The sequence below is a fragment of the Sphingomonas swuensis genome (assembly GCF_039538045.1).
GTDB classification, from domain to species: domain Bacteria; phylum Pseudomonadota; class Alphaproteobacteria; order Sphingomonadales; family Sphingomonadaceae; genus Sphingomicrobium; species Sphingomicrobium swuense.
On the sequence record NZ_BAABBQ010000001.1, the window covers coordinates 1462867 to 1481974 of the forward strand.

Genomic DNA, 19108 nt, shown 5'->3' on the forward strand with positions numbered 1-19108 from the left:
CGCCGGCGATGAGCATTAAACCGAAACGCACTCTTGCCCTTACCGGCGCCCTTCTCGCTGCCATCAGCCTACCCGTGCTCGCGCAGGTACCCGGAACCTCGGTCCCAGCCACGCAGGGCCAGCCGGGCGTGCCCTTCAGCGGCGCTCCGCTCGATGCCGAGAACCAGGCAGTCGTCGACGCTTTGACCAAGCAGTTGAAGGCCCGACCCTATCACAGCCTCGATCCCGTCGCGGCGCGGCAGCAGCCGACCTTCACCGATGGCGTCAATGCCGTTCTTCGCGCGCAGGGCCGCCCGACAACCCCGCCGCCCGGCCTGACCGAGCGCGAGATTTCGGTCACCGGAGCCGCTGGCAGCCTCCCGGCCACTGTGTTCACCCCGACCGGTGCGCGTGGCCCTCTGCCGGTCATCCTGTATTTCCATGGCGGCGGCTGGGTGATCGCCGACCGCAAGGTCTATGCTGGTGGCGCCCGTGGCCTTGCCCGCAACGCGCAGGCGATCGTCGTCTCGGTCGACTATCGGCGAGCGCCCGAGGCCCCCTTCCCTGCCCAGCATGACGACGCCCTGGCCTCCTATCGCTGGCTGCTCCAGAACGCCGCCTCGATCGGCGCCGATCCGAGCCGCATCGCCTTTGCCGGCGAGAGCGCTGGCGGCAATCTCGCCGTCTCCACCGCGATGCAGGCGCGCGACGCGGGCCTGCCCCTCCCCCGCCACATCGTCTCGGTCTATCCGATCGCGGGCAACGACCTGAATACGCCGTCCTACCAGGACACGGCCAACGGCCCGACTCTGAACCGCGCGCTGATGGCCTGGTTCTTCCGCTACGTGCCGCGTTCGCCAGCCGACCTGATGGACCCGCGGATCAATCTCGTCGGCGCCAACCTCCAGGGACTGCCGCCGGTCACGATCGTCGCCGCGCAGGTCGATCCCCTGCGTTCGGAAGGCGAATTGCTGGCGCAGCGGCTTGCCGCCGCGGGCGTGCAAGTCGAGCGGCGTGAGTGGGCCGGATCGGCGCACGAGTTCTTTGGTGCGGACGCGGTAATCCGCGATGCGGCCGAGGCCCAGCAGTGGGCTGGCGGCAAGCTGCGCCAAGCGCTGAGCGGCATGGCAGGTCCGGTCGGAGCGGCGCCGGCTCCGGAGCCTATGCCAATGCCGATGCCAAACGGCACGCGGGCGGGCGAGCGCGGATAACAGCTTTCAGAGGCGGGGCGGCCGATTGGTCGCCCCGTTGTTCCTACATACTTAATCAGACCACTCGACTTACAGCCCCTGGTAGCGCTGCCAGTTCTCGGGGCTGAGCCGGACCGCGACGAACATCTCGTCACCGTCCGCGCGGCTTTCGAGCACTTCACCGCGGCTGTGCAGCCAGGCGAGCCGCCCGCCGTCACCCGCCGACAGGCGCAGATGATGCACCGCGGCACCCTGCCGGAGGAGTGCGCTGATCCTCGCCAGCAGGGCGTCGGTGCCCTCGCCGCTCAGCGCCGACAGGGTGACGACGTCGTCACGCCGGTCAGCTTCATTCTCGACCGCCGAACGATCATCGCCGTCGAGCAGGTCGACCTTGTTCCAGACCTCGAGCCGAGGTGGCGAGCCTTCGCCGGCTTCGAGCCCGAGATCGCTCAGCACCTGCTCGACATCGGCTTTCTGGGCGTCGCTGTCGGGGTGGTGGATGTCGCGCACGTGCAGGATGAGGTCGGCGCTCGCGACTTCCTCGAGCGTCGCCCGGAAGGCTGCGACGAGTTCGGTCGGAAGGTTCGAGACGAAGCCCACCGTGTCCGACAGGATCGCCTTGTCGAAGCCGGGCAGCGCGATCTCGCGCATGGTCGGATCGAGCGTCGCGAACAGCAGGTCCTCGGCCATCACCGTTGCACGGGTCAGCCGGTTGAACAGCGTCGACTTGCCGGCATTGGTGTAGCCGACCAGCGCGACGACGGGCCAGGGCGCACGCTTGCGCCGGTCGCGATGGAGCGCACGGGTGCGCTTCACCTGGTCGAGCTCCTTGCGGATCCGGGCCATCCGGTCGCGGATCAGCCGCCGGTCGGCCTCGATCTGGGTTTCACCCGGGCCGCCGAGGAAGCCGAAGCCGCCGCGCTGGCGTTCGAGGTGGGTCCAGCTGCGCACCAGCCGCCCGGCCTGATAATCGAGGTGGGCGAGTTCGACCTGGAGCCGCCCTTCCGCGGTCGCGGCGCGCTCCCCGAAAATCTCGAGGATAAGCCCGGTCCGATCGATGACCTTCGCCTTGGTCCCGTCCTCCAGGTTCTTCTGCTGGACGGGTGTCAGCGCGGCGTCGACCACGAGGACCTTGGCCTCGATCGCTTCGGCCCGAGCGGCGATCTCCTCCACCTGGCCCTTGCCGAACAGCGTCGCCGGGCGCGGCTGGCGGATCCGGAAGGACATTCGCTCGGTGACCTCGAGGCTGATCGCCTCGGCCAGCCCCGACGCCTCGTCGAGCCGCGCATCGACCGTCCGCGCGTTCATCTCGCCCGAGCGGTCGGGCAGGACGACCAGCGCCTTCTCGCCGCGTCGAAGCCCGTCCCCGCCGGCGCGGTCGAAGCCGGTGCTCACTTGGCGCCGTCCTCCAACTCGCCGTCGCCGAGCTGGAGCTGGCTTGCCGGCTGCATGGTCGAGACCGCATGCTTGTAGACGAGCTGCACCTGGCTTCCACGGCCCAGCAGCATCGAGAAGCGGTTGAACGCGACCACCTCGCCCTGCAGCATGACACCATTCACCAGGAACACCGTCATCGGCTCCTTCTGGCGGATGGACGCGGCAAGGAAGCGATCCTGGAGCGTCGCCCTCCCCTCCTCCAGCGCGTCACCGCGGAAGCTCTCGAGTTCGAGATCCGCGGGCACTTCGGACGGCAGGATGGTCGACATCGCATGCTTGTAGATGAGCTGACTCACGCCCTCTCGCCGCAACAGCAGCGAGAAGGCATCGAACCATGTGATGACGCCAGTCAGCTTCACGCCCTTGACCAGGAAGATGGTCACCGGGGTCTTGGTACGGCGCAGGCTGTTCAGGAAGTGATCCTGCAAACTCAAAGTCTTCGACGGCATTGTTCTGTCGTTCTTCTGTTTATCGTGACGAGACGATCCCGTCTCAGCTGCCTGAACGCTCCTCTTCGCCATTCTGTCCCTTCTCGCCCAGGCCGAGCGCCTTGAGCTTCCGGTGAAGGGCCGAGCGTTCCATCCCGATGAAGCTCGCGGTGCGGCTGATGTTGCCCGAGAAGCGACGGATCTGGACCCGCAGATATTCACGCTCGAAGCTTTCCCTCGCTTCGCGGAGCGGCGAGCCCATGATCGACAGGGTGGCATTCGACATGCCGCCCGATCCGCCAGTGTCGAGCACTTCGCCCGGCAGCAGGTCGATGTCGATCCGGCCGAGGCGATCGGTCGGCGCCATGATGACGGTTCGTTCGATGATGTTCCTCAGCTGCCGGACGTTACCCGGCCAGTCGTGCGCCTGGAGCGCGGCGAGCGCCTCGTCCGACAGGCTCGGCGAGACCATCCCGCGCTCGGCAGCGAAGCGCGCGAGATAGTGGATTGCGAGCTCGGGAATGTCCTCGCGCCGCTCGCGCAAGGGCGGGATCCGCACCGGCACGACGTTCAGTCGATAGTAGAGGTCTTCGCGGAAGCGCCCGGCCGCAATCTCCTCGCTGAGGTTGCGCGAGGTTGCCGAAAGGACCCGGACGTCGACCTTGACCGGCCGCTGCCCGCCGACGCGGGTGAAGCTCTGGTCGGTCAGCACCCGCAGGATCTTGCCCTGCGTGGTCAGCGGCATGTCGGCGATCTCGTCGAGGAACAAGGTCCCGCCATGGGCCTGCTCGAGGAAGCCCGGACGCGCGACCCCGTCCCCTTCCGAACCGAACAGCTCTTCCTCGACCCGGCCCGGGTCCATTCGCGCCGCAGCCACGGTGACGAACGGGCCGGCGGCGCGCGGGCTCCAGTTGTGGATAGTCCGCGCGGCGATTTCCTTGCCAACCCCTGCCGGCCCGGTGATCAGCACCCGGCTGCCGGTCGGCGCGACCCGCTTCAGCGTTGCCCGGACGGTGTTGATCGCGACCGAATTGCCGTTGAGCTGGTCGTCGCTTCCGACGCGCTGCTTAAGCGTCGCATTCTCGCGGCGAAGCCGGTCGGTCTCGGTCGCCCGGCCGACGAGGTGGAGCAGGCGACTCGCCTCGAAGGGCTTCTCGATGAAGTCAACGGCGCCTTCGCGGATCGCCGCCACCGCGGTGTCGAGATTGCCGTGGCCGCTGATCATCAGCACCGGCAAGGAGGGATCGCGCGCCTTCACCTGCTCGAGCAGTTGCAGCCCGTCGAGGCGCGAGCCCTGCAGCCAGACATCGAGCAGCACCAGGCTCGGCCGCCGGCTCTCGATCGCCTCCAGCGCCTCGGTCGAGTTGGCAGCGGAACGCACCGCATAGCCCTCGTCCTCGAGCACTCCGGCGACCAGTTCACGGATATCGGCCTCGTCATCGACGACCAGCACTTCGAGCGCCATTCAGGCGACCTCCTCATTATTCGGTTGTTCGGCGTCATCGGCAAGCAGGTCGAGCTTGGCGAGGTCGAAGGCGATGCGGACGTGAGTGCCCCCACCAGCCCGGTCGAGGAAGGCGATCTCGCCGCCATGTTCCTCGACGATCTTCTTGACGATGGCGAGCCCGAGCCCGGTCCCGCGTACCCGCGTCGTCATATAGGGTTCGGTCAGCCGCTCGCGCTCCTGCGGAAGGCCGATGCCGGTATCGAATAGGTCGATCACCAGCTGCCGCTCGTCCTTCGACATCTTCAGGTCAATGCGATCGCCGGCGAAGGTCATCTCGCCGCGATTGCGCCTCGCCTCAATGGCTTCGACGGCGTTCTTGACGACATTCGTCAGCGCCTGGCCGAGCTGCTGGCGGTCGCAGATCATCCGGATGTCGCCCGCCTGGGGATCAAGCGTGAAGGTGATGCCGGGGTGCGCCACCTCGTGCAGGAACAGGCTGGTGCGCGCGATGTCGTGGACATTCTCGTCCTTGAACACCGGCTTTGGCATGCGCGCGAAATTGTCGAACTCGTCGACCATCCGGCGGAGGTCACCAACCTGCCGTACGATGGTCTCGGTCAGTCGTCCGAAGGTCTCGGGGTCGGATTGAACCTCCTTGCCGAAGCGCCGCTGAATCCGTTCGGCGGCGAGCTGGATCGGGGTCAGCGGGTTCTTGATCTCGTGCGCGATGCGCCGGGCGATGTCGGACCAGGCCGCTCGGCGCTGGTCGGCTAGCTGCTCGGTGATGTCGTCGAAGGTCAGCACCCAGCCGTCGGCATAGCGCACGCGCTTGACCGCCAGCGTCCGCTGACCGCCTTCGGCCCGCACCAAGACGTCCGCCTCCCGTTGGTCGCCGCAGAGAAATTCCGCCAACTCGGGCGATACCTCGTCAAGCGCCCTTTCCTCGATCCCTTCGGCGCCGTGCTGCAGCAGAGCCTCGGCCGAGCGGTTCGTAAGCAGAATGCGTCGTTCGCTGTCGAGCGCGATGACACCTGCGGTAACCGACCCGAGCACCGCCTCGATGAAGGCACGGCGGGTATCGAGCTGCGTGTTGACCGCTTTCAGCGCGCCGGTCTGCTCCTCGAGACGCCCCGTCATCCGGTTGAACGCCGCGGCCAGCACGCCGATCTCGTCGTCGCTCTTCTCGATCGGCACGCGGGTCGAGAAGTCCCCCTCCTCCACCCGGCCCGCCGCGGTGACGAGACCGCCGAGCGGACGGACGAGGCGGTCGGCGATCTTGAGAGCGAAAAAGATCGCAAGCCCGACAATCAAAAGACTGCCAATGAGCAGCGCTCCGTTGAACCGAAGCTGATACAGCCGCGCCCGCTCGAGCAACCCCTGATAGTCCGTAAGCACGTCCTGCGCCTGAGTTAACTGGCGCCCGAATTGGGGTTCGAACACGCGCGCGGCGTAGAGGTAAGTGGCCGGACCATAGTCGAGCCGGGTGAGCGCGCCGATGCGGTCGGATGAATTGATCGCCACAACCGGACCCGCGTTCAAAGCCGCGATCTTGTCGGGCGTGATCAGCTTGGTGAGGTCCCGCTCATAAGGATTGACCAAGACTTCGGTCAGGATCGCTCCGTCCTGACCAACCCGAAAAATGATCGCTTCTGAAAGTTCGCGATTGAGAACCTGCACGCTGGCCACGGCATCGGCGAAACGCGGATCATCGATCGGCACCTGCTTGAGATAACCCGAGACATCGCTGCTCATGGTCCGGGTCTCGTCGGCAACGCGCCTTACTTCTTCCTTGTAGACCCCGTCAGCTAACTGAACGCTGTTCTCGATCATGGTCCGAGCCTTGGTCGAGAACCAGAACTCCAGACCCGACTGTAAAAGGAAGGACGCAAAGATGGCGACGAGGACGGTGGGGACTGCCGCGATCGTCGAGAAGAGCGCGACCAGCCTAGTGTGAAGCAGTCCCGTGCCAAGTCCGCCCTGCTCCGCCCTGCGGATGGCAAAACGCCGGGACAAAAGCACCATCAGAAGGATGGCCGGTATAAGGTTCGCCACCAGCAGCAAGGCGATGAGTGGCGGCGAAACCATCTCGGACGGATCACCGCGGCTGAGCACGCCCCAGCCCACCACCATCATCACCAGTAGCACGCCCAGCGTGACCAGCTCGGCGACCCGGTAGAAGCGGCCATTCGCGCGCTCCGCCGCGAGCCAGCGCTTCAGGCTGGGCGGTTGATCGAGCGTGGAAGCGGCCGAACGAACATCCATGTTCGCCTGCCCTAGCACGGAGTTGTTGCTTCCAGAACACAGTTTGTGACTGGAGACGTTAACTTTTTCGGGCGGGAGAAGGCTAGGCGGCGGCCCTGCTCAGCCAGGGAGCATAGAATTCCTTGAGCATGGCCACGACCGTGCTGGGATCGTCGATCGTATTGACCTTCTGGCGAAATTCGGCCGACCCGTGCATCCCCTTGGTGTACCAGCCGATGTGCTTGCGGGCGAGGTTGACCCCCGTCACGCTGCCGTAGAGCGACTGCATGGCGTCATATTGCTCGAGGATCACGGCCAATTGCTCGTCCATGCTGGGATCTGGCCCTGTCGTGCCGGCAAGGTCGGCCATGACCTGCCCGAGCAGCCACGGCCGGCCATAGGCACCACGCCCGACCATGACGCCATCCGCGCCCGACTGACGCAGGGCTTCGCGCGCGTCATCGCGGGTGCAGATATCCCCGTTGACGATCACTGGCAGGCTGACCGCATCCTTGACCTTGCGGACGAACGACCAGTCGGCGCTTCCCTTGTACATCTGGTTGCGGGTGCGGCCGTGGACGGTGATCATCTTCGCGCCGAGGTCCTCGGCAATGCGCGCGAGCTCGGGTGCGTTGAGACTCTCGTGGCACCAGCCCATCCGCATCTTGACCGTCACCGGCACGGACACTGCCTTGACCGTCGCCTCGATGATCGAAGCCGCGAGCGGAAGGTCGCGCATCAGCGCGCTTCCCGCGTCGCCGTTCACGACCTTCTTCACCGGGCAGCCCATATTGATGTCGATGATCGCCGCGCCGCGCTGCTCGTTGAGGCGCGCGGCGTCGGCCATCTCCTTGGGGCTGCAGCCGGCGAGCTGGAGGCTGACCGGCTCTTCGCTCGGGTCCCAAAGCGCCTTCTGAAGGCTCTGCCGGGTCTCGCGGATCGCAGCCTGGCTGGCGATCATCTCGCTGACCGTTAGGCCCGCGCCATAGCGCTTGACCGCCTTGCGGAACGGGAGGTCGGTGACCCCCGTCATCGGCGCAAGGATGACCGGCGCGTCGATCCGGACCGGGCCGATCGTGATAGGCTTGAAGCTGTCCATGGGAGCGCGCGCCTTTACAGGAGAGGCCCCGAACGGGCAAGGCGCGCCTCGTGACCCAGGTGACCGCCCTCATCGTCGCCGCCGGATCCGGGACCCGGATGGGCGGCGAGACCCCCAAGCAATATCGCCCGCTCGCCGGCAAGGCGCTGCTCGCTCACGCCTGCGAGGCGCTGCTCAGCCATCCGCGGATCACCGCGGTGCGCGTCGTGATCGGGGGCGGGCAGGAAGAGCTCGCCCGCAAGGCGCTCGGCAGCCTCGACGTTGGCGAGCTGATCATCGGCGGCAGGGAACGCGCCGACAGCGTTCGTGCCGGCCTGGCAGCGATAGACGACGGGATCGTCCTCGTCCACGACGCCGCCCGCCCCTTCTGTCCGCCAGAGGTCGTAGACCGCCTTCTGGACGCGCTCGAGAGCGCCGATGGCGCGGTTCCGGTGCTTGCCGTTGCCGACACGCTGGCAAAAGGCGACCGCGAGCTTCGCGGCACGGTCAATCGCAACCAGATGCTTCGGGTCCAGACCCCGCAGGCCTTCCACATCGAAGACCTGCGCTTCGCCTATGACGAGGCCGGCTCGGGCGCGCCCACCGACGAGAGCAGCGTGATGCAGCATGCCGGGCTCAAGGTCGTGACCGTCGCCGGGGATGAGGACCTTCATAAACTCACCACTGCAAGAGACTGGGAACGCGCGGAAATGATGCTGCAGGCTCGAATGATCAGCCGCTCCGGCACCGGCTTCGACGTCCACGCCTTCGACGGGCCGGGCCCGGTCATCATGGGAGGCATCACGATCGACCATCCGCAGGGCCTCGCCGGTCACAGCGATGCCGACGTCGTCCTCCACGCCATCACCGACGCGCTCCTCGGGGCCGCCGCGCTCGGCGACATCGGCCAGCACTTCCCTCCCTCTGATCCCCAATGGAAGGGCGCGGCGAGCGACCGCTTCCTCATCCATGCCGCCGACCTCATCAGGGCCAAGGGCGGGATCATCGACCATGTCGACTGCACCGTGATCTGCGAGGCGCCCAAGGTCGGTCCGCACCGCGCCGCCATCCAGGCGCGCGTCGCAGAGATCCTCGGTCTCGCCATCGAGCGGGTAAGCATCAAGGCAACCACCACCGAACAGCTTGGTTTTACCGGAAGGCGCGAAGGGATCGCCGCGCAGGCGATCGCCACCGTCCGCCTGCCCGACTAACCGAGGTGCCGATGGAGTCGCTGGTTCATCCCGAACTGCTCGCGAAGGCACGCGAGATCGTCGCCGCCAACCTTGCCGCGGGCCGCCGGGTGGCGGTGGCGGAGAGTTGCACCGGAGGCCTTGTCAGTGCGGCTCTGACCGAGCTCCCGGGCTCCTCGGCGATGTTCGAAGCCGGCTATGTCACCTATGCCAACGAGGCCAAGATGGCGGCGCTCGGGGTCAGCCACGATGTTCTCGACACTTTCGGCGCGGTCAGCGTCGCGACGGGTTGGGCGATGGCCAAGGGCGCGCTCGAACGCTCGGGCGCCGACGTCGCCGTGGCGATCACGGGAATTGCCGGGCCGGGCGGCGGCTCACCGTCGAAACCGGTCGGAACCGTGGTCTTTGCCCGTGCCATTCGGGGCGAGGACCCCGACCAGATCATCGCCGATACCAAGCTGTTCGACGCGAATGGCGGTCGCGCCGGGATCCGGCTTCAGGCGGCGCTCTGTGCGCTCGAGCTGCTCGCTCCGTAGAGCGCCGCGGCGCGTGCCTCGAAGGCGCCGGTCATCTTGCGCAGCGCGCGATCGAACACCTGCCCCGCGACCGCCTCGAAAATTCGGCTACGGAAAGCGAAGTCGACCGTGAAATGAAGGTTGGTCCCGCCGTCCTCGGCGGGCTCGAAGCGCCACTCGTTGTGGAGGAACTTCAGCGGCCCCTCGACATAGTCGACGGTGATCGCCTCGGGGCGCTGCTTGCCGATCTTGCTGGTGAAGCGCTCGCGGAAAGCGCCGAAGCCGACGATCAGGTCGGCCACCATGTCGGTCTCGCTCGACGAACGGACGCGTACCGCGCTCACCCATGGCAGGAACTCGTCGTAGCGCTTCACGTCGGCGACGAGGTCGAACAACTGCTCCGGAGTGTAGGGCAGGTGACGCTGTTCGGAATGGCGCGGCATGGCTCTAGCGGGCGAGCCGCTCCGCGCGGGCCGCCTGCATCTTCCGGAAATCGTCGCCGGCGTGGTAGCTCGAGCGGGTCAGCGGGCTCGCCGCGACCAGCAGGAATCCCTTGGCTCGAGCGATGGCGGCATAGGCTTGGAACGCCTGCGGAGTGACGAACTCCTCGACATTGGCATGGCGCGGGGTCGGCTGGAGATACTGACCCATGGTCAGGAAATCGATGTCCGCCGAGCGCATGTCGTCCATGACCTGGTGCACCTCGAGCCGCTGCTCGCCCAGGCCCACCATCACGCCCGACTTTGTGAAGATCGCCGGATTGCGGCGCTTGACGCTCTCGAGCAGGCGGAGCGACGCGTAGTAGCGCGCGCCGGGCCGGATGGTCGGGTAAAGCCTCGGCACCGTCTCGAGATTATGGTTGTAGACGTCAGGCCCGGCATCGACGATCCGCGCCACCGCCTCTTCCGACTTGTTGCGGAAGTCGGGGGTCAGGATCTCGATGGTGGTCTTCGGCGTCTCGCGGCGGAGCGCCTCGATCACCTTGACGAACTGGCTCGCGCCGCCGTCGGGAAGGTCATCGCGGTCGACGCTGGTGATGACGATATGCTCGAGCCCGAGCTGGGCGGCGGCGATGGCCGTGTTCTGCGGCTCAAAGGGGTCGACAGCGCGTGGCATGCCGGTCTTGACGTTGCAGAAGGCGCAGGCCCGGGTGCAGGTATCGCCAAGGATCATCACCGTGGCGTGCTTCTTGGTCCAGCACTCGCCGATGTTCGGGCAGGCCGCTTCCTCGCACACAGTGGCGAGGTTGAGCGAACGCATCAGCTTGCGGGTTTCGGCATAGCCCTCGCTGGTCGGGGCCTTGACCCGGATCCAGTCGGGCTTCCGTGCGCGTGGCGGGGTCGGAAGAGCGGTCGGCGCGTTCATGCCGGCCATGTAGCGAGGAGGGGCAGCCTCTGCCACCCCTCCCCGTCGTCATCCGTGACTAGCAGCGGGTGTTGTAGTCGTAGATCGGACGGCCCTGGCTATCGACGTAATAGCAGTAGCCGCGGGTATCGCGATAATATTGGCGGTTGTTGACCACCGCGCCGAGCACCGCACCGGCGATGCCGCCCGCGATCGCACCGGTACCGACCGACACGCCCGGAACCACCGCGCCGACACCGGCGCCGACGGCCGCGCCGACCGCAGCGCCGGTCGCCGCGCGACCCGCCTGGCTCGAGCCATTGTTGTTGTAATAGGGATCGCCATAGGGATTGGTCGTGGCGCAGCCGGTCACCGCCAGGCTTCCGGCGACCAGCGCCGTCATCATTGCCGTTTTCATCTTGCCGTCTCCTCGGGTTTGCAGACGACATCAAAGATGCGCGGGCGAGTTCGTTCCGTCAGGCGACCGATTGCCAAGCGCGGAAGGCTGATCTAGCCGCCACTTCCGAGAGCGGGACCAAGCGCCGGCCTCGCTCGACAGTGATGGCTCGACGCTGATCATCAGCCTTGTCCGGGGAGACTGTTTCAAGTGTCAGAATTTCGCGCCCTTCTTCAAGGTTACGATCGTTTCCGTGCCGGCCGCTACGAGACCGAGCGGCGGCGCTGGGAAAGCCTCGCGACCGGCCAGTCTCCGCCGGTCATGATCATCGGTTGTTGCGACAGCCGGGTCGACCCGGCGACCATCTTCGACACCGAGCCGGGGCAGGCTTTCATCCTCCGCAACGTCGCCAACCTGGTGCCGCCCTGCGAACCGGACGGCGGCCTCCACGGAGTCAGTTCGGCGCTCGAGTTCGCGGTCACCAAGCTCGGCGTCCGTCACATCGTCGTCATGGGCCACGGCGCCTGCGGTGGCGTCGCTGCCGCGCTCGGTGGCCACGGCGATCCTGACCGCACCTTCATCGACCGCTGGATCGGATTGCTCGATCCCGCGGTCGAGCGGGTCCGCGCCAGCGGCACCGACGATCCGCAGCACGCGCTCGAGCTGGAGGGCGTCAAGACCAGCCTCCACAATCTTCGCACCTTCCCCTTCGTCGCCGAGCGCGAGGCTCGCGGCGAGATCGAGCTCCACGGCTGCCATTTCGCCATCGCCGAAGGACGTCTGTGGGAGCTCGACGAGGCCAGCGGCCGCTTCCATGCGGTCGGCGAGCCCGACCTAGACCACGCTGGGGCCAAGGAATGATCGGCGCTCCGAACATTGCCCTGCTGATCGACGCCGACAATGCCTCTCCCGATCATCTCGACGAGGTTCTTCTGGTCCTGAGCGAGCTCGGCGCGATCAACATCCGCCGCGCCTATGGCAACTGGAAGAAGGCGCAGCTCAAGAGCTGGGAAGCGCTGACCTACGAACACAGCATCGTTCCGGTGCAGCAGTTCGACGTGGTCAAGGGCAAGTCGGCGACCGACATGCGGATGATCATCGACTGCATGGACCTGCTCTACCGCGGGCAGATGGCCGGTCTCGGGATCATGTCGAGCGACAGCGACTTCTCGCCGCTGGTGCAGCGCATCCGAGAATCCGGGCTCCCGGTCTACGGCTTCGGCACGACCAAGACCCCGCAGAGCCTCAAGGCCGCCTGCACCCGCTTCATCGACGTCGCGGCGCTTCAGGCAAGCGCTCCGAACGAGGAGCCGGCCGAGGTGCCACAGGGCCCGACCAGCGACGTGGTCAAGGTGCTCGGCGACGCCTGGAAGCAGAGCAAGCGCGACGACGAGGGCTACGCGCTTATCTCCGAGGTCGGGCAGCGCGCCGCCAACCTGTCGAGCTTCTCCGTCCGCAACTATGGCGCACGCAGCCTGTCCGAGCTGTTCGGCACGCTCGAGCAATTCGGAGTTCGCCGCGCGGACGACGGCCGCCTGCTGGTCAAGCGGCTCCGCTGATCTCCGGCTCGGCATGTTGCCGGGCCGCAGGGAACCCTGACCGCCCTCTCCCGTTCCGCTCCCGAACCATCATCCCCGGGAGAAGAGACGTGGCAGACGCCGAGCGCGCCGAAGAACTGAAGGAGCTATTCTGGAAGGAGCTGAAGGGCTCCCCCTTCGTGATGATCGGACTTCAAGGCGTCGAGGACAGCCGCACCCGCCCATGGACCGCACAGGTCAACTGGCAGAACGACAAGGAACTGAAGGACGGTGGCGACATCTACTTCTTCGGCGCCAAGTCGGAAGCGATCGTGAAGGGCCTGTCCGAGAACAATCGCGCGGTCTGCACCTACGTGTCGAAGGGTCACGACCTCTTCGCCCATATTCATGGCACGCTCGAGCTGGTCGAGGACCGTGCGCTGGTCGACAAGTTCTGGAACCCGTTCATCGCCAGCTGGTACAAGGACGGCAAGGACGACCCCGATCTCCAGCTGCTGCGCTTCGACACCAGCAAGGCCGAGATCTGGAAGGCCGAGGCGGGTGCGACTCTCGTCGCCGCCGCGCTCAAATTCCTTGGCCGCGATCCGGGCAAGGACCATCAGCAGGCGAATCAGGCGGAAGTCGCCCTCTAGCCTGTTGCGTTCACGACACGGTTCCACTTCGTCGACCGAAGTGCGGGCCTAAGTCCGGAACCCGACTCACGCGCAGCCGTTCAACCCTCCGCGCGAACGGCTGCGTGTCGATCGCGTCCAGTACGACCAGTTTGGAAGAGACATCTTGGCGACCGATTTCGAGCGCGGACCCCAGACCTTCATCGTCAACACCTTGCCCAATCCTTGCCAGGACGGCGATTCGCTTTTGGCCAAGGCGGAGCGCTGCCGACGTCTCGCCGCGGGCATATCGGACAGTGAGGCCGCCGATGTGCTCCGGCGCATGGCAGTCGGCTATGAAGAGGCCGCCGAACGCCTCGCCGTGACCAGCCTCGGGGACTAGCGCGCGGCGCAGCCACGCAGTAGCCGTGCCGTCATGGCGCGCTCCCCTACCCGCTCCACCCGCCGCTCGCTACCCGCGCGGCTGTTCCTCCTGCTGGTCAAGCTCGCAGTCGGCTTCGTCCTGCTGTCGGCGCTGTGGGTGCTCGCCTATCGCTTCATCAACCCGCCGCTGACCTTCACCATGGCTGGCGACCTCCTTGCCGGTCGCGGCGCGACCCGTGACTGGATGAGCCTCGACGAGATCGACCGCGACATCGTCCGCGGCGTCATCGCCGCCGAGGACAGCAAGTTCTGCAGCCACCGCGGGTTCGATTGGGACGCGATCAGCGACGCGGCCCGGCGCAATGCGAGCGGCGGACGGATCCGCGGTGGCTCCACCATCAGCCAGCAGACCGCCAAGAATGCCTTCCTCTGGCAGGGCGGCGGCTACGCCCGCAAGGGGCTCGAGGCCTGGTTCACCTTCCTTGCCGAACGCCTGTGGGGAAAGCGGCGGATCATGGAAGTCTATCTCAACGTCGCCGAGACCGGAATCGGGACCTACGGAGTGAATGCCGGGGCGCAACGCTATTTCGGCCATGACGCCGCCGCGATGACCCGTACCGAGGCCGCTCGCTTGGCCGCCGTGCTCCCACTGCCCAAGGGGCGGGAGGCGATTGCGCCGCAGGGCTTTACCCGCCGCTACGGCAACAGCATCGCCGCGCGCATCGGCGTGGTGGCGCGCGACGGCCTCGACGGCTGCGTCTACGAAGGCACCGTGGCGCCGCGTGACCGTACCCCTCCGCCGTCGCGCAAGCCTCAGTCGCTGCCTGGTGACGATGTCGAGACCGCGACCCCGCCGCCGCCTCCACCGCCGGCAGAGGTGCTGGACAGCCTGCCAGCCGCTCCCGCGGAGCCGCCCTCACCTGCTCCCGACGCCGCACCGCCGGCACCCGTCGTCGAACCCGCCGAGCCCGAGGACGAGCCGCCGCAGCCTGATCCGGAGCCGCAGGCCAACACGGATGCGGGGTAACTGCTAACCATTCGCAACAGGAACGGTGACGCTCTCCCACCCGTTCCCGAGCCAAGACATTCGAGCCAAGGAGAGTAGACATGGCGACGCGTAACCAGACCCGCGATCGGAACAGCCGCAGCGACAAGAGCAGCGCCCGCAATTCCGCCGAGAAGAGCGCCTTCAACTTCGACCGCGTCGAGGACAATGCGGTTCCGCTGCTCGGCGCACTGGCCGCCGGCGCGGCGATCGGGATCGGTGCCAACTGGGCGCGCAAGTTCCTCCAGCAGAAGTCCGAATCCATGATGGCGGGCAACGAGTGGGACGAGATCCTCAAGCTCGAGCACAAGGCGACCCTTGCCAAGTTCGACCTTCTCCTGGCCACCGAGGATGACGAGACCGGCAAGCGCGCGAGCCTTGTGAAGACCATCCATTACGCGCTGAACAAGCATGCCCACCAGGAAGAGCAGGTCGTCTATCCGGCGCTCCGCCAGGCCAACGAGACGGTCGACGCCGACCATCTCGAGCATGAGCATGGCTATGTGAAGACCTACCTCTATCGGCTTGAGAACATGGAAAAGGATTCGGCCGAATTCCTGCCGACCGTCCGCGAGTTCCGCGACCTCATCGAGGAGCATGCCCGGATGGAGGAAGAGCAGGTCTATCCGCGCTTCAAGACGTCAATGAGCGAGGAGCAGAACGCCAAGATCACCATGCTGATGAACAAGGAAGGCATGAAGATGAACTGACGCTCGCAAGATCTGTCATCTCGGCGTTGAACCGGCGCGGGTGAAAACCGGAGGCAAAAGCCTCCTGAGGTCTCCACCTGCGCGGGTCCGACGTCTTCTCGTTACCCTACCAGCCGCAGCTGCTCCGCCGCCGCGAGCGTGACCCCGTTCTCGCCCACGAACCGCTCGAGCCTCGCGCCGAGTTCGGCATCGACCGAGAAGCGGCCGGGCAGCAGCACCGTCGCCGTGCGACCGTCGCTGACCGGCACTTCCAGTCGAACGATCCCGCTTCCGGCCTCGCACGAGCCGAGCTCCGCCACGACCAGCCGAACCGCGGCTTCGTCGGGGCAGCGCACGGTCAGTTCGACCCGGCTCCGCCGCGCCAGTTCGTCGAGCGGCTGGTAGCGCTTGATCGTCACGCGCGGCTGCTCCTCGCCTGGACGCCGGTCGAGTTCGACCGAGAGGAGGCCGCAGCCGCCGATCTTGGCCGCGGCCTCGACCGCTTCGGCGGCCTCGTCGTCGAACACCGTCGCATCGAACTGGCCGCCGCCGTCGCTGAATCGCGCCATCAGGAAGCGACGGCCCTTCTGCGAAGTGCGCCAGCGCGCCTCCTCGACCAACCCCGCCATGGTTGCTCCGCCGCGGCCGTCTGCGGGAATGGCGACCAGCCCCAATTCGGTGCTCTGCCGCACCCGGTGGGCCGCAAGCAGGTGCTTGTGCTGGTCGACCGGATGGGCGGAAAAATAGAAGCCGAAGGCGTCGCGCTCGGCCGCCATCCGTTCGGCAAGACTCCAGCGCGCATCGCGCGGAAGCCTGATCGGCGCCACGTCCTCGGCCTCGCCGCCCCCTCCGAACAGTCCGCCCTGCCCGCTGGTCTTCTCCTGGTGCGCGCTTGCGGCATGGGCGAGGATCGTCTCCGACGCCGCATGGACCGCGGCGCGCTCGCCGTTGAGCCCGTCGAGCGCGCCCGCCGCGGCAAGGCTCTCAAGCTGCCGGCGGTTGAGGATCCGCGGGTCGATCCGCGCGGCGAAGTCCTCGAGGCTGGCAAAGGGCTTGCGCTTCCGCTCGGCGACCAGCTCTTCCATCGCCTTCTCGCCAACGCCCTTGAGCGCGCCAAGCGCATAGCGGACCGCACCATCCGCGACGTCGAAGTCCGCCTCGCTCGCATTGATGTCGGGCGCGAGCAGGGTCAGCCCCATGCGCCGGAGGTCATCGACGAACAGGCAGAGCTTGTCGGTCTGGTGGATGTCGTAGCTCATCGAGGCGGCGAAGAACTCGGCCGGATGATGCGCCTTCAGCCAGGCGGTATGATAGGCGACCAGCGCGTAGGCGGCCGCGTGACTCTTGTTAAAGCCGTAGCCCGCGAACTTGTCGATCAAGTCGAACAGCTCATTGGCCTTGGCCGGCTTGATCTCCTGCCGCCCGCAGCCCTCGACGAAGCGGGCGCGCTGGGCGTCCATCTCTGCCTTGATCTTCTTGCCCATCGCGCGGCGCAGCAGGTCCGCTTCGCCGAGGCTGTAGCCGGCCAGCACCTGCGCGGCCTGCATGACCTGCTCCTGGTAGACGAAGATCCCGTATGTCTCCTTCAGGACGTCCTCGAGCAGAGGATGAGGATATTCAATCGTTTGGCGGCCGTTCTTGCGATCGCCGAACAGCGGAATGTTGTCCATCGGGCCCGGCCGGTAGAGCGAGACCAGCGCGATGATGTCGCCGAAGCTGGTCGGACGCACTGCCGCCAGCGTCCGCCGCATGCCTTCCGATTCGAGCTGGAAGACGCCGACCGTGTCGCCGCGCTGGAGCAGCTCGTATACTTTCGGATCGTCCCAGCCGAGCTTGGCGAAGTCGACCTCGACACCCCGCTTGGCGAGCAGCCGCTGGCCTTCCTTCAGCACCGACAGGGTCTTGAGGCCGAGGAAGTCGAACTTCACCAGGCCCGCGCCCTCGACATATTTCATGTCGAACTGGGTGACGGGCATGTCTGAGCGGGGATCGCGATGGAGCGGGACCAGCTCCTGGAGCGGGCGGTCGCCGATCACCACGCCCGCGGCGTGGGTCGAGCTGTGCCGCGGGAGGCCCTCGAGCTTCATCGCGAGGTCGAACAGTCGCTTGACCTGCGGCTCGTTCTTCACCTCGGCCGCGAGCTCGCTGACGCCGTTCAGCGAGCGCTCAAGCGTCCACGGGTCGGTCGGATGGTTAGGGACGAGCTTGGCGAGCCGGTCGACATGGCCGTAACTCATCTGCAGCACGCGCCCGGTGTCCTTGAGCACCGCGCGGCTCTTCATTCGCCCGAAGGTGATGATCTGCGCCACCCGATCGCGGCCATACTTCTGCTGGACGTAGCGGATGACCTTGTCCCGGTGGGTTTCGCAGAAGTCGATGTCGAAGTCGGGCATCGACACGCGCTCGGGGTTGAGGAAGCGCTCGAAGAGCAGGCCGAGTTCGATCGGGTCGAGGTCGGTGATGAGCAGCGCCCACGCGACCGCCGAGCCCGCGCCCGAGCCGCGCCCCGGACCGACCGGAATGTCGTTCGCCTTGGCCCACTGGATGAAGTCGGCGACGATCAGGAAGTAGCCCGCGAACCCCATTCGGACGATGACGTCGAGCTCGAACTCGAGCCGTTCGCGGTAGCCGGGCTTCAGATCCTCGGCATAGTCCGTGATGCGGGCTTCGAGACCGGCGCGGGCGGCGGCACGAAGCGCCTCGTCCTCGTCCTCGCCCATCCGCGGCAGGATCGGGCGGCGCTTGGGTGCGGCGACGGCGCAGCGCCGGGCAACGACCAAGGTGTTGGCGAGCGCTTCGGGCAGATCCTCGAATAGCGCCTCCATCTCGGCACCGCCCTTGAGCCAGGCATGCTCGCTCGACCGCCGCCGCTCGGCACTGTCGACATAGGCGCTGTCGGCGATGCACAACATGGCGTCGTGCGCGGCATGGAAGCCGGGCTCGACGTAGAGCGCGGGGTTGGTCGCCACGAGCGGCAGGTCGAGCGCGTAGGCGAGGTCGATCAGCGCACCTTCGGCGGCCTCCTCGACGTCGTCGCCGCGACGGCTGAGCTCGACATAGAGGCGATCGGGAAAGATCGACGCCAGCGCCTCGAGCGCAATACGAGCCTTGGCGGCCTGCCCGTCGGCGAGCAGCCTTGCGACACTCCCCTCGCCGCCCGCAGTCAGCGCGATCAGGCCCTCGCTGTGTCCGCCAAGGTCGTCGAGGGTGACGTGCGGCACCAGATGGTCGGGCCGCTCCATGTGCGCCTTGCTGACCAGCCGGCAGAGGTTGGCATAGCCGGCCTCGTCCTTGGCCAGCAGCGCGAGCCAGTCGACCGTCTCGGCCTTGCCGCCCCACTCGGCCGGACGGGCGATGCCAAGGGTCGCGCCGACGATCGGCTGGACGCCCTCGCCCGCCACCGCGTCGCTGAATGCCATCGCCGCGTAGAGGCCGTTGCGATCGGTCAGGGCGACCGCGGGAAAGCCGCGCTTCTTCGCCGCCTTGGCGAGATCTTTGGGCTCGATCGCCCCTTCGAGCATCGAGAAACAGGAAAGGACGCGAAGGGGAACGAAGGCCATGGTTCAGGCTAGCAAATGGGAGCCCACCAGGGAAAGCGGAAGGGCGCGACTTATCC

17 protein-coding genes and 1 pseudogene are annotated in these 19108 nt (G+C 66.8%); 9 read left to right on the plus strand and 9 right to left on the minus strand.

Annotated features, from left to right (window positions below; all coding sequences use genetic code 11):
• Window positions 1-8: 8 nt before the first annotated feature.
• Complete coding sequence (locus tag ABD727_RS07270; RefSeq protein WP_344706720.1) at window positions 9-1190, plus strand: alpha/beta hydrolase; 1182 nt, start codon at window positions 9-11, stop codon at window positions 1188-1190.
• 69 nt (window positions 1191-1259) lie between these two features.
• Here ABD727_RS07270 and hflX read toward each other — a convergent pair whose 3' ends face one another.
• The 5 genes from hflX to dusB all read right to left on the minus strand — a co-directional run bounded on the left by hflX (window position 1260) and on the right by dusB (window position 7821).
• Complete coding sequence (gene hflX / locus ABD727_RS07275) at window positions 1260-2564, minus strand: GTPase HflX (protein ID WP_344706721.1); 1305 nt, start codon at window positions 2562-2564, stop codon at window positions 1260-1262.
• A complete protein-coding gene (hfq, locus tag ABD727_RS07280) occupies window positions 2561-3055 on the minus strand; it encodes an RNA chaperone Hfq (protein ID WP_344708040.1) in 495 nt (164 codons plus the stop codon). Before hfq ends, hflX begins: the two co-directional genes overlap by 4 nt.
• A gap of 43 nt (window positions 3056-3098) precedes the next feature.
• A complete protein-coding gene (ntrX, locus tag ABD727_RS07285; RefSeq protein ID WP_344706722.1) occupies window positions 3099-4499 on the minus strand; it encodes a nitrogen assimilation response regulator NtrX in 1401 nt (466 codons plus the stop codon).
• Window positions 4500-6743: a sensor histidine kinase gene (locus ABD727_RS07290; protein ID WP_344706723.1), complete on the minus strand. Its 2244-nt coding sequence runs from the start codon at window positions 6741-6743 to the stop codon at window positions 4500-4502.
• Window positions 6744-6825: 82 nt separating this feature from the next.
• Window positions 6826-7821 (minus strand): tRNA dihydrouridine synthase DusB, encoded by a 996-nt coding sequence (gene dusB, locus ABD727_RS07295; protein WP_344706724.1) that lies wholly within the window; start codon window positions 7819-7821, stop codon window positions 6826-6828.
• A 50-nt stretch (window positions 7822-7871) separates the two neighbouring features.
• On the opposite strand from dusB, the gene ABD727_RS07300 reads away from it, so the two are divergent.
• On the plus strand, window positions 7872-9011 hold the full coding sequence (locus ABD727_RS07300) for a bifunctional 2-C-methyl-D-erythritol 4-phosphate cytidylyltransferase/2-C-methyl-D-erythritol 2,4-cyclodiphosphate synthase (protein ID WP_344706725.1): 1140 nt from the start codon (window positions 7872-7874) through the stop codon (window positions 9009-9011).
• 11 nt (window positions 9012-9022) lie between these two features.
• The gene (locus ABD727_RS07305; protein ID WP_344706726.1) at window positions 9023-9526 is read left to right on the plus strand and encodes a CinA family protein; all 504 of its coding nucleotides are present in this window, start codon (window positions 9023-9025) and stop codon (window positions 9524-9526) included.
• Here the strand turns inward: ABD727_RS07305 and ABD727_RS07310 are convergent.
• From ABD727_RS07310 to ABD727_RS07320, 3 genes are read right to left on the minus strand one after another with little or no spacing between them, the layout of a single operon-like run.
• A complete protein-coding gene (locus ABD727_RS07310; protein ID WP_344706727.1) occupies window positions 9487-9948 on the minus strand; it encodes a type II toxin-antitoxin system RatA family toxin in 462 nt (153 codons plus the stop codon). The genes ABD727_RS07305 and ABD727_RS07310 overlap by 40 nt on opposite strands.
• A 4-nt stretch (window positions 9949-9952) precedes the next feature.
• On the minus strand, window positions 9953-10870 hold the full coding sequence (gene lipA / locus ABD727_RS07315) for a lipoyl synthase (protein ID WP_425566769.1): 918 nt from the start codon (window positions 10868-10870) through the stop codon (window positions 9953-9955).
• Between the two features lie 58 nt (window positions 10871-10928).
• On the minus strand, window positions 10929-11267 hold the full coding sequence (locus ABD727_RS07320; protein ID WP_344706728.1) for a DUF3482 domain-containing protein: 339 nt from the start codon (window positions 11265-11267) through the stop codon (window positions 10929-10931).
• Window positions 11268-11456: 189 nt separating this feature from the next.
• On the opposite strand from ABD727_RS07320, the gene ABD727_RS07325 reads away from it, so the two are divergent.
• From ABD727_RS07325 to ABD727_RS07350, 6 genes and pseudogenes are all read left to right on the plus strand, one after another.
• Entirely contained in the window at window positions 11457-12107 is a 651-nt protein-coding gene (locus ABD727_RS07325; RefSeq protein WP_344706729.1) for a carbonic anhydrase, read from the plus strand.
• Complete coding sequence (locus ABD727_RS07330) at window positions 12104-12805, plus strand: NYN domain-containing protein (protein WP_344706730.1); 702 nt, start codon at window positions 12104-12106, stop codon at window positions 12803-12805. The genes ABD727_RS07325 and ABD727_RS07330 overlap by 4 nt, the downstream gene beginning before the upstream one ends.
• 89 nt (window positions 12806-12894) lie before the next feature.
• Window positions 12895-13416: a pyridoxamine 5'-phosphate oxidase family protein gene (locus ABD727_RS07335; RefSeq protein ID WP_344706731.1), complete on the plus strand. Its 522-nt coding sequence runs from the start codon at window positions 12895-12897 to the stop codon at window positions 13414-13416.
• Window positions 13417-13561: 145 nt separating this feature from the next.
• Window positions 13562-13777 carry a hypothetical protein gene (locus tag ABD727_RS07340; protein ID WP_344706732.1) on the plus strand — a complete coding sequence of 72 codons (216 nt, stop codon included), beginning with the start codon at window positions 13562-13564 and terminating at the stop codon, window positions 13775-13777.
• Between the two features lie 33 nt (window positions 13778-13810).
• Window positions 13811-14518, plus strand: a pseudogene (mtgA, locus tag ABD727_RS07345) (monofunctional biosynthetic peptidoglycan transglycosylase); the annotation flags it as partial.
• A gap of 347 nt (window positions 14519-14865) precedes the next feature.
• Window positions 14866-15513: a hemerythrin domain-containing protein gene (locus tag ABD727_RS07350; RefSeq protein ID WP_344706733.1), complete on the plus strand. Its 648-nt coding sequence runs from the start codon at window positions 14866-14868 to the stop codon at window positions 15511-15513.
• Between the two features lie 101 nt (window positions 15514-15614).
• Here ABD727_RS07350 and dnaE read toward each other — a convergent pair whose 3' ends face one another.
• Window positions 15615-19052, minus strand: a complete 3438-nt coding sequence (gene dnaE, locus ABD727_RS07355) for a DNA polymerase III subunit alpha (RefSeq protein WP_344706734.1) — start codon at window positions 19050-19052, stop codon at window positions 15615-15617.
• Window positions 19053-19108 lie beyond the last annotated feature (56 nt).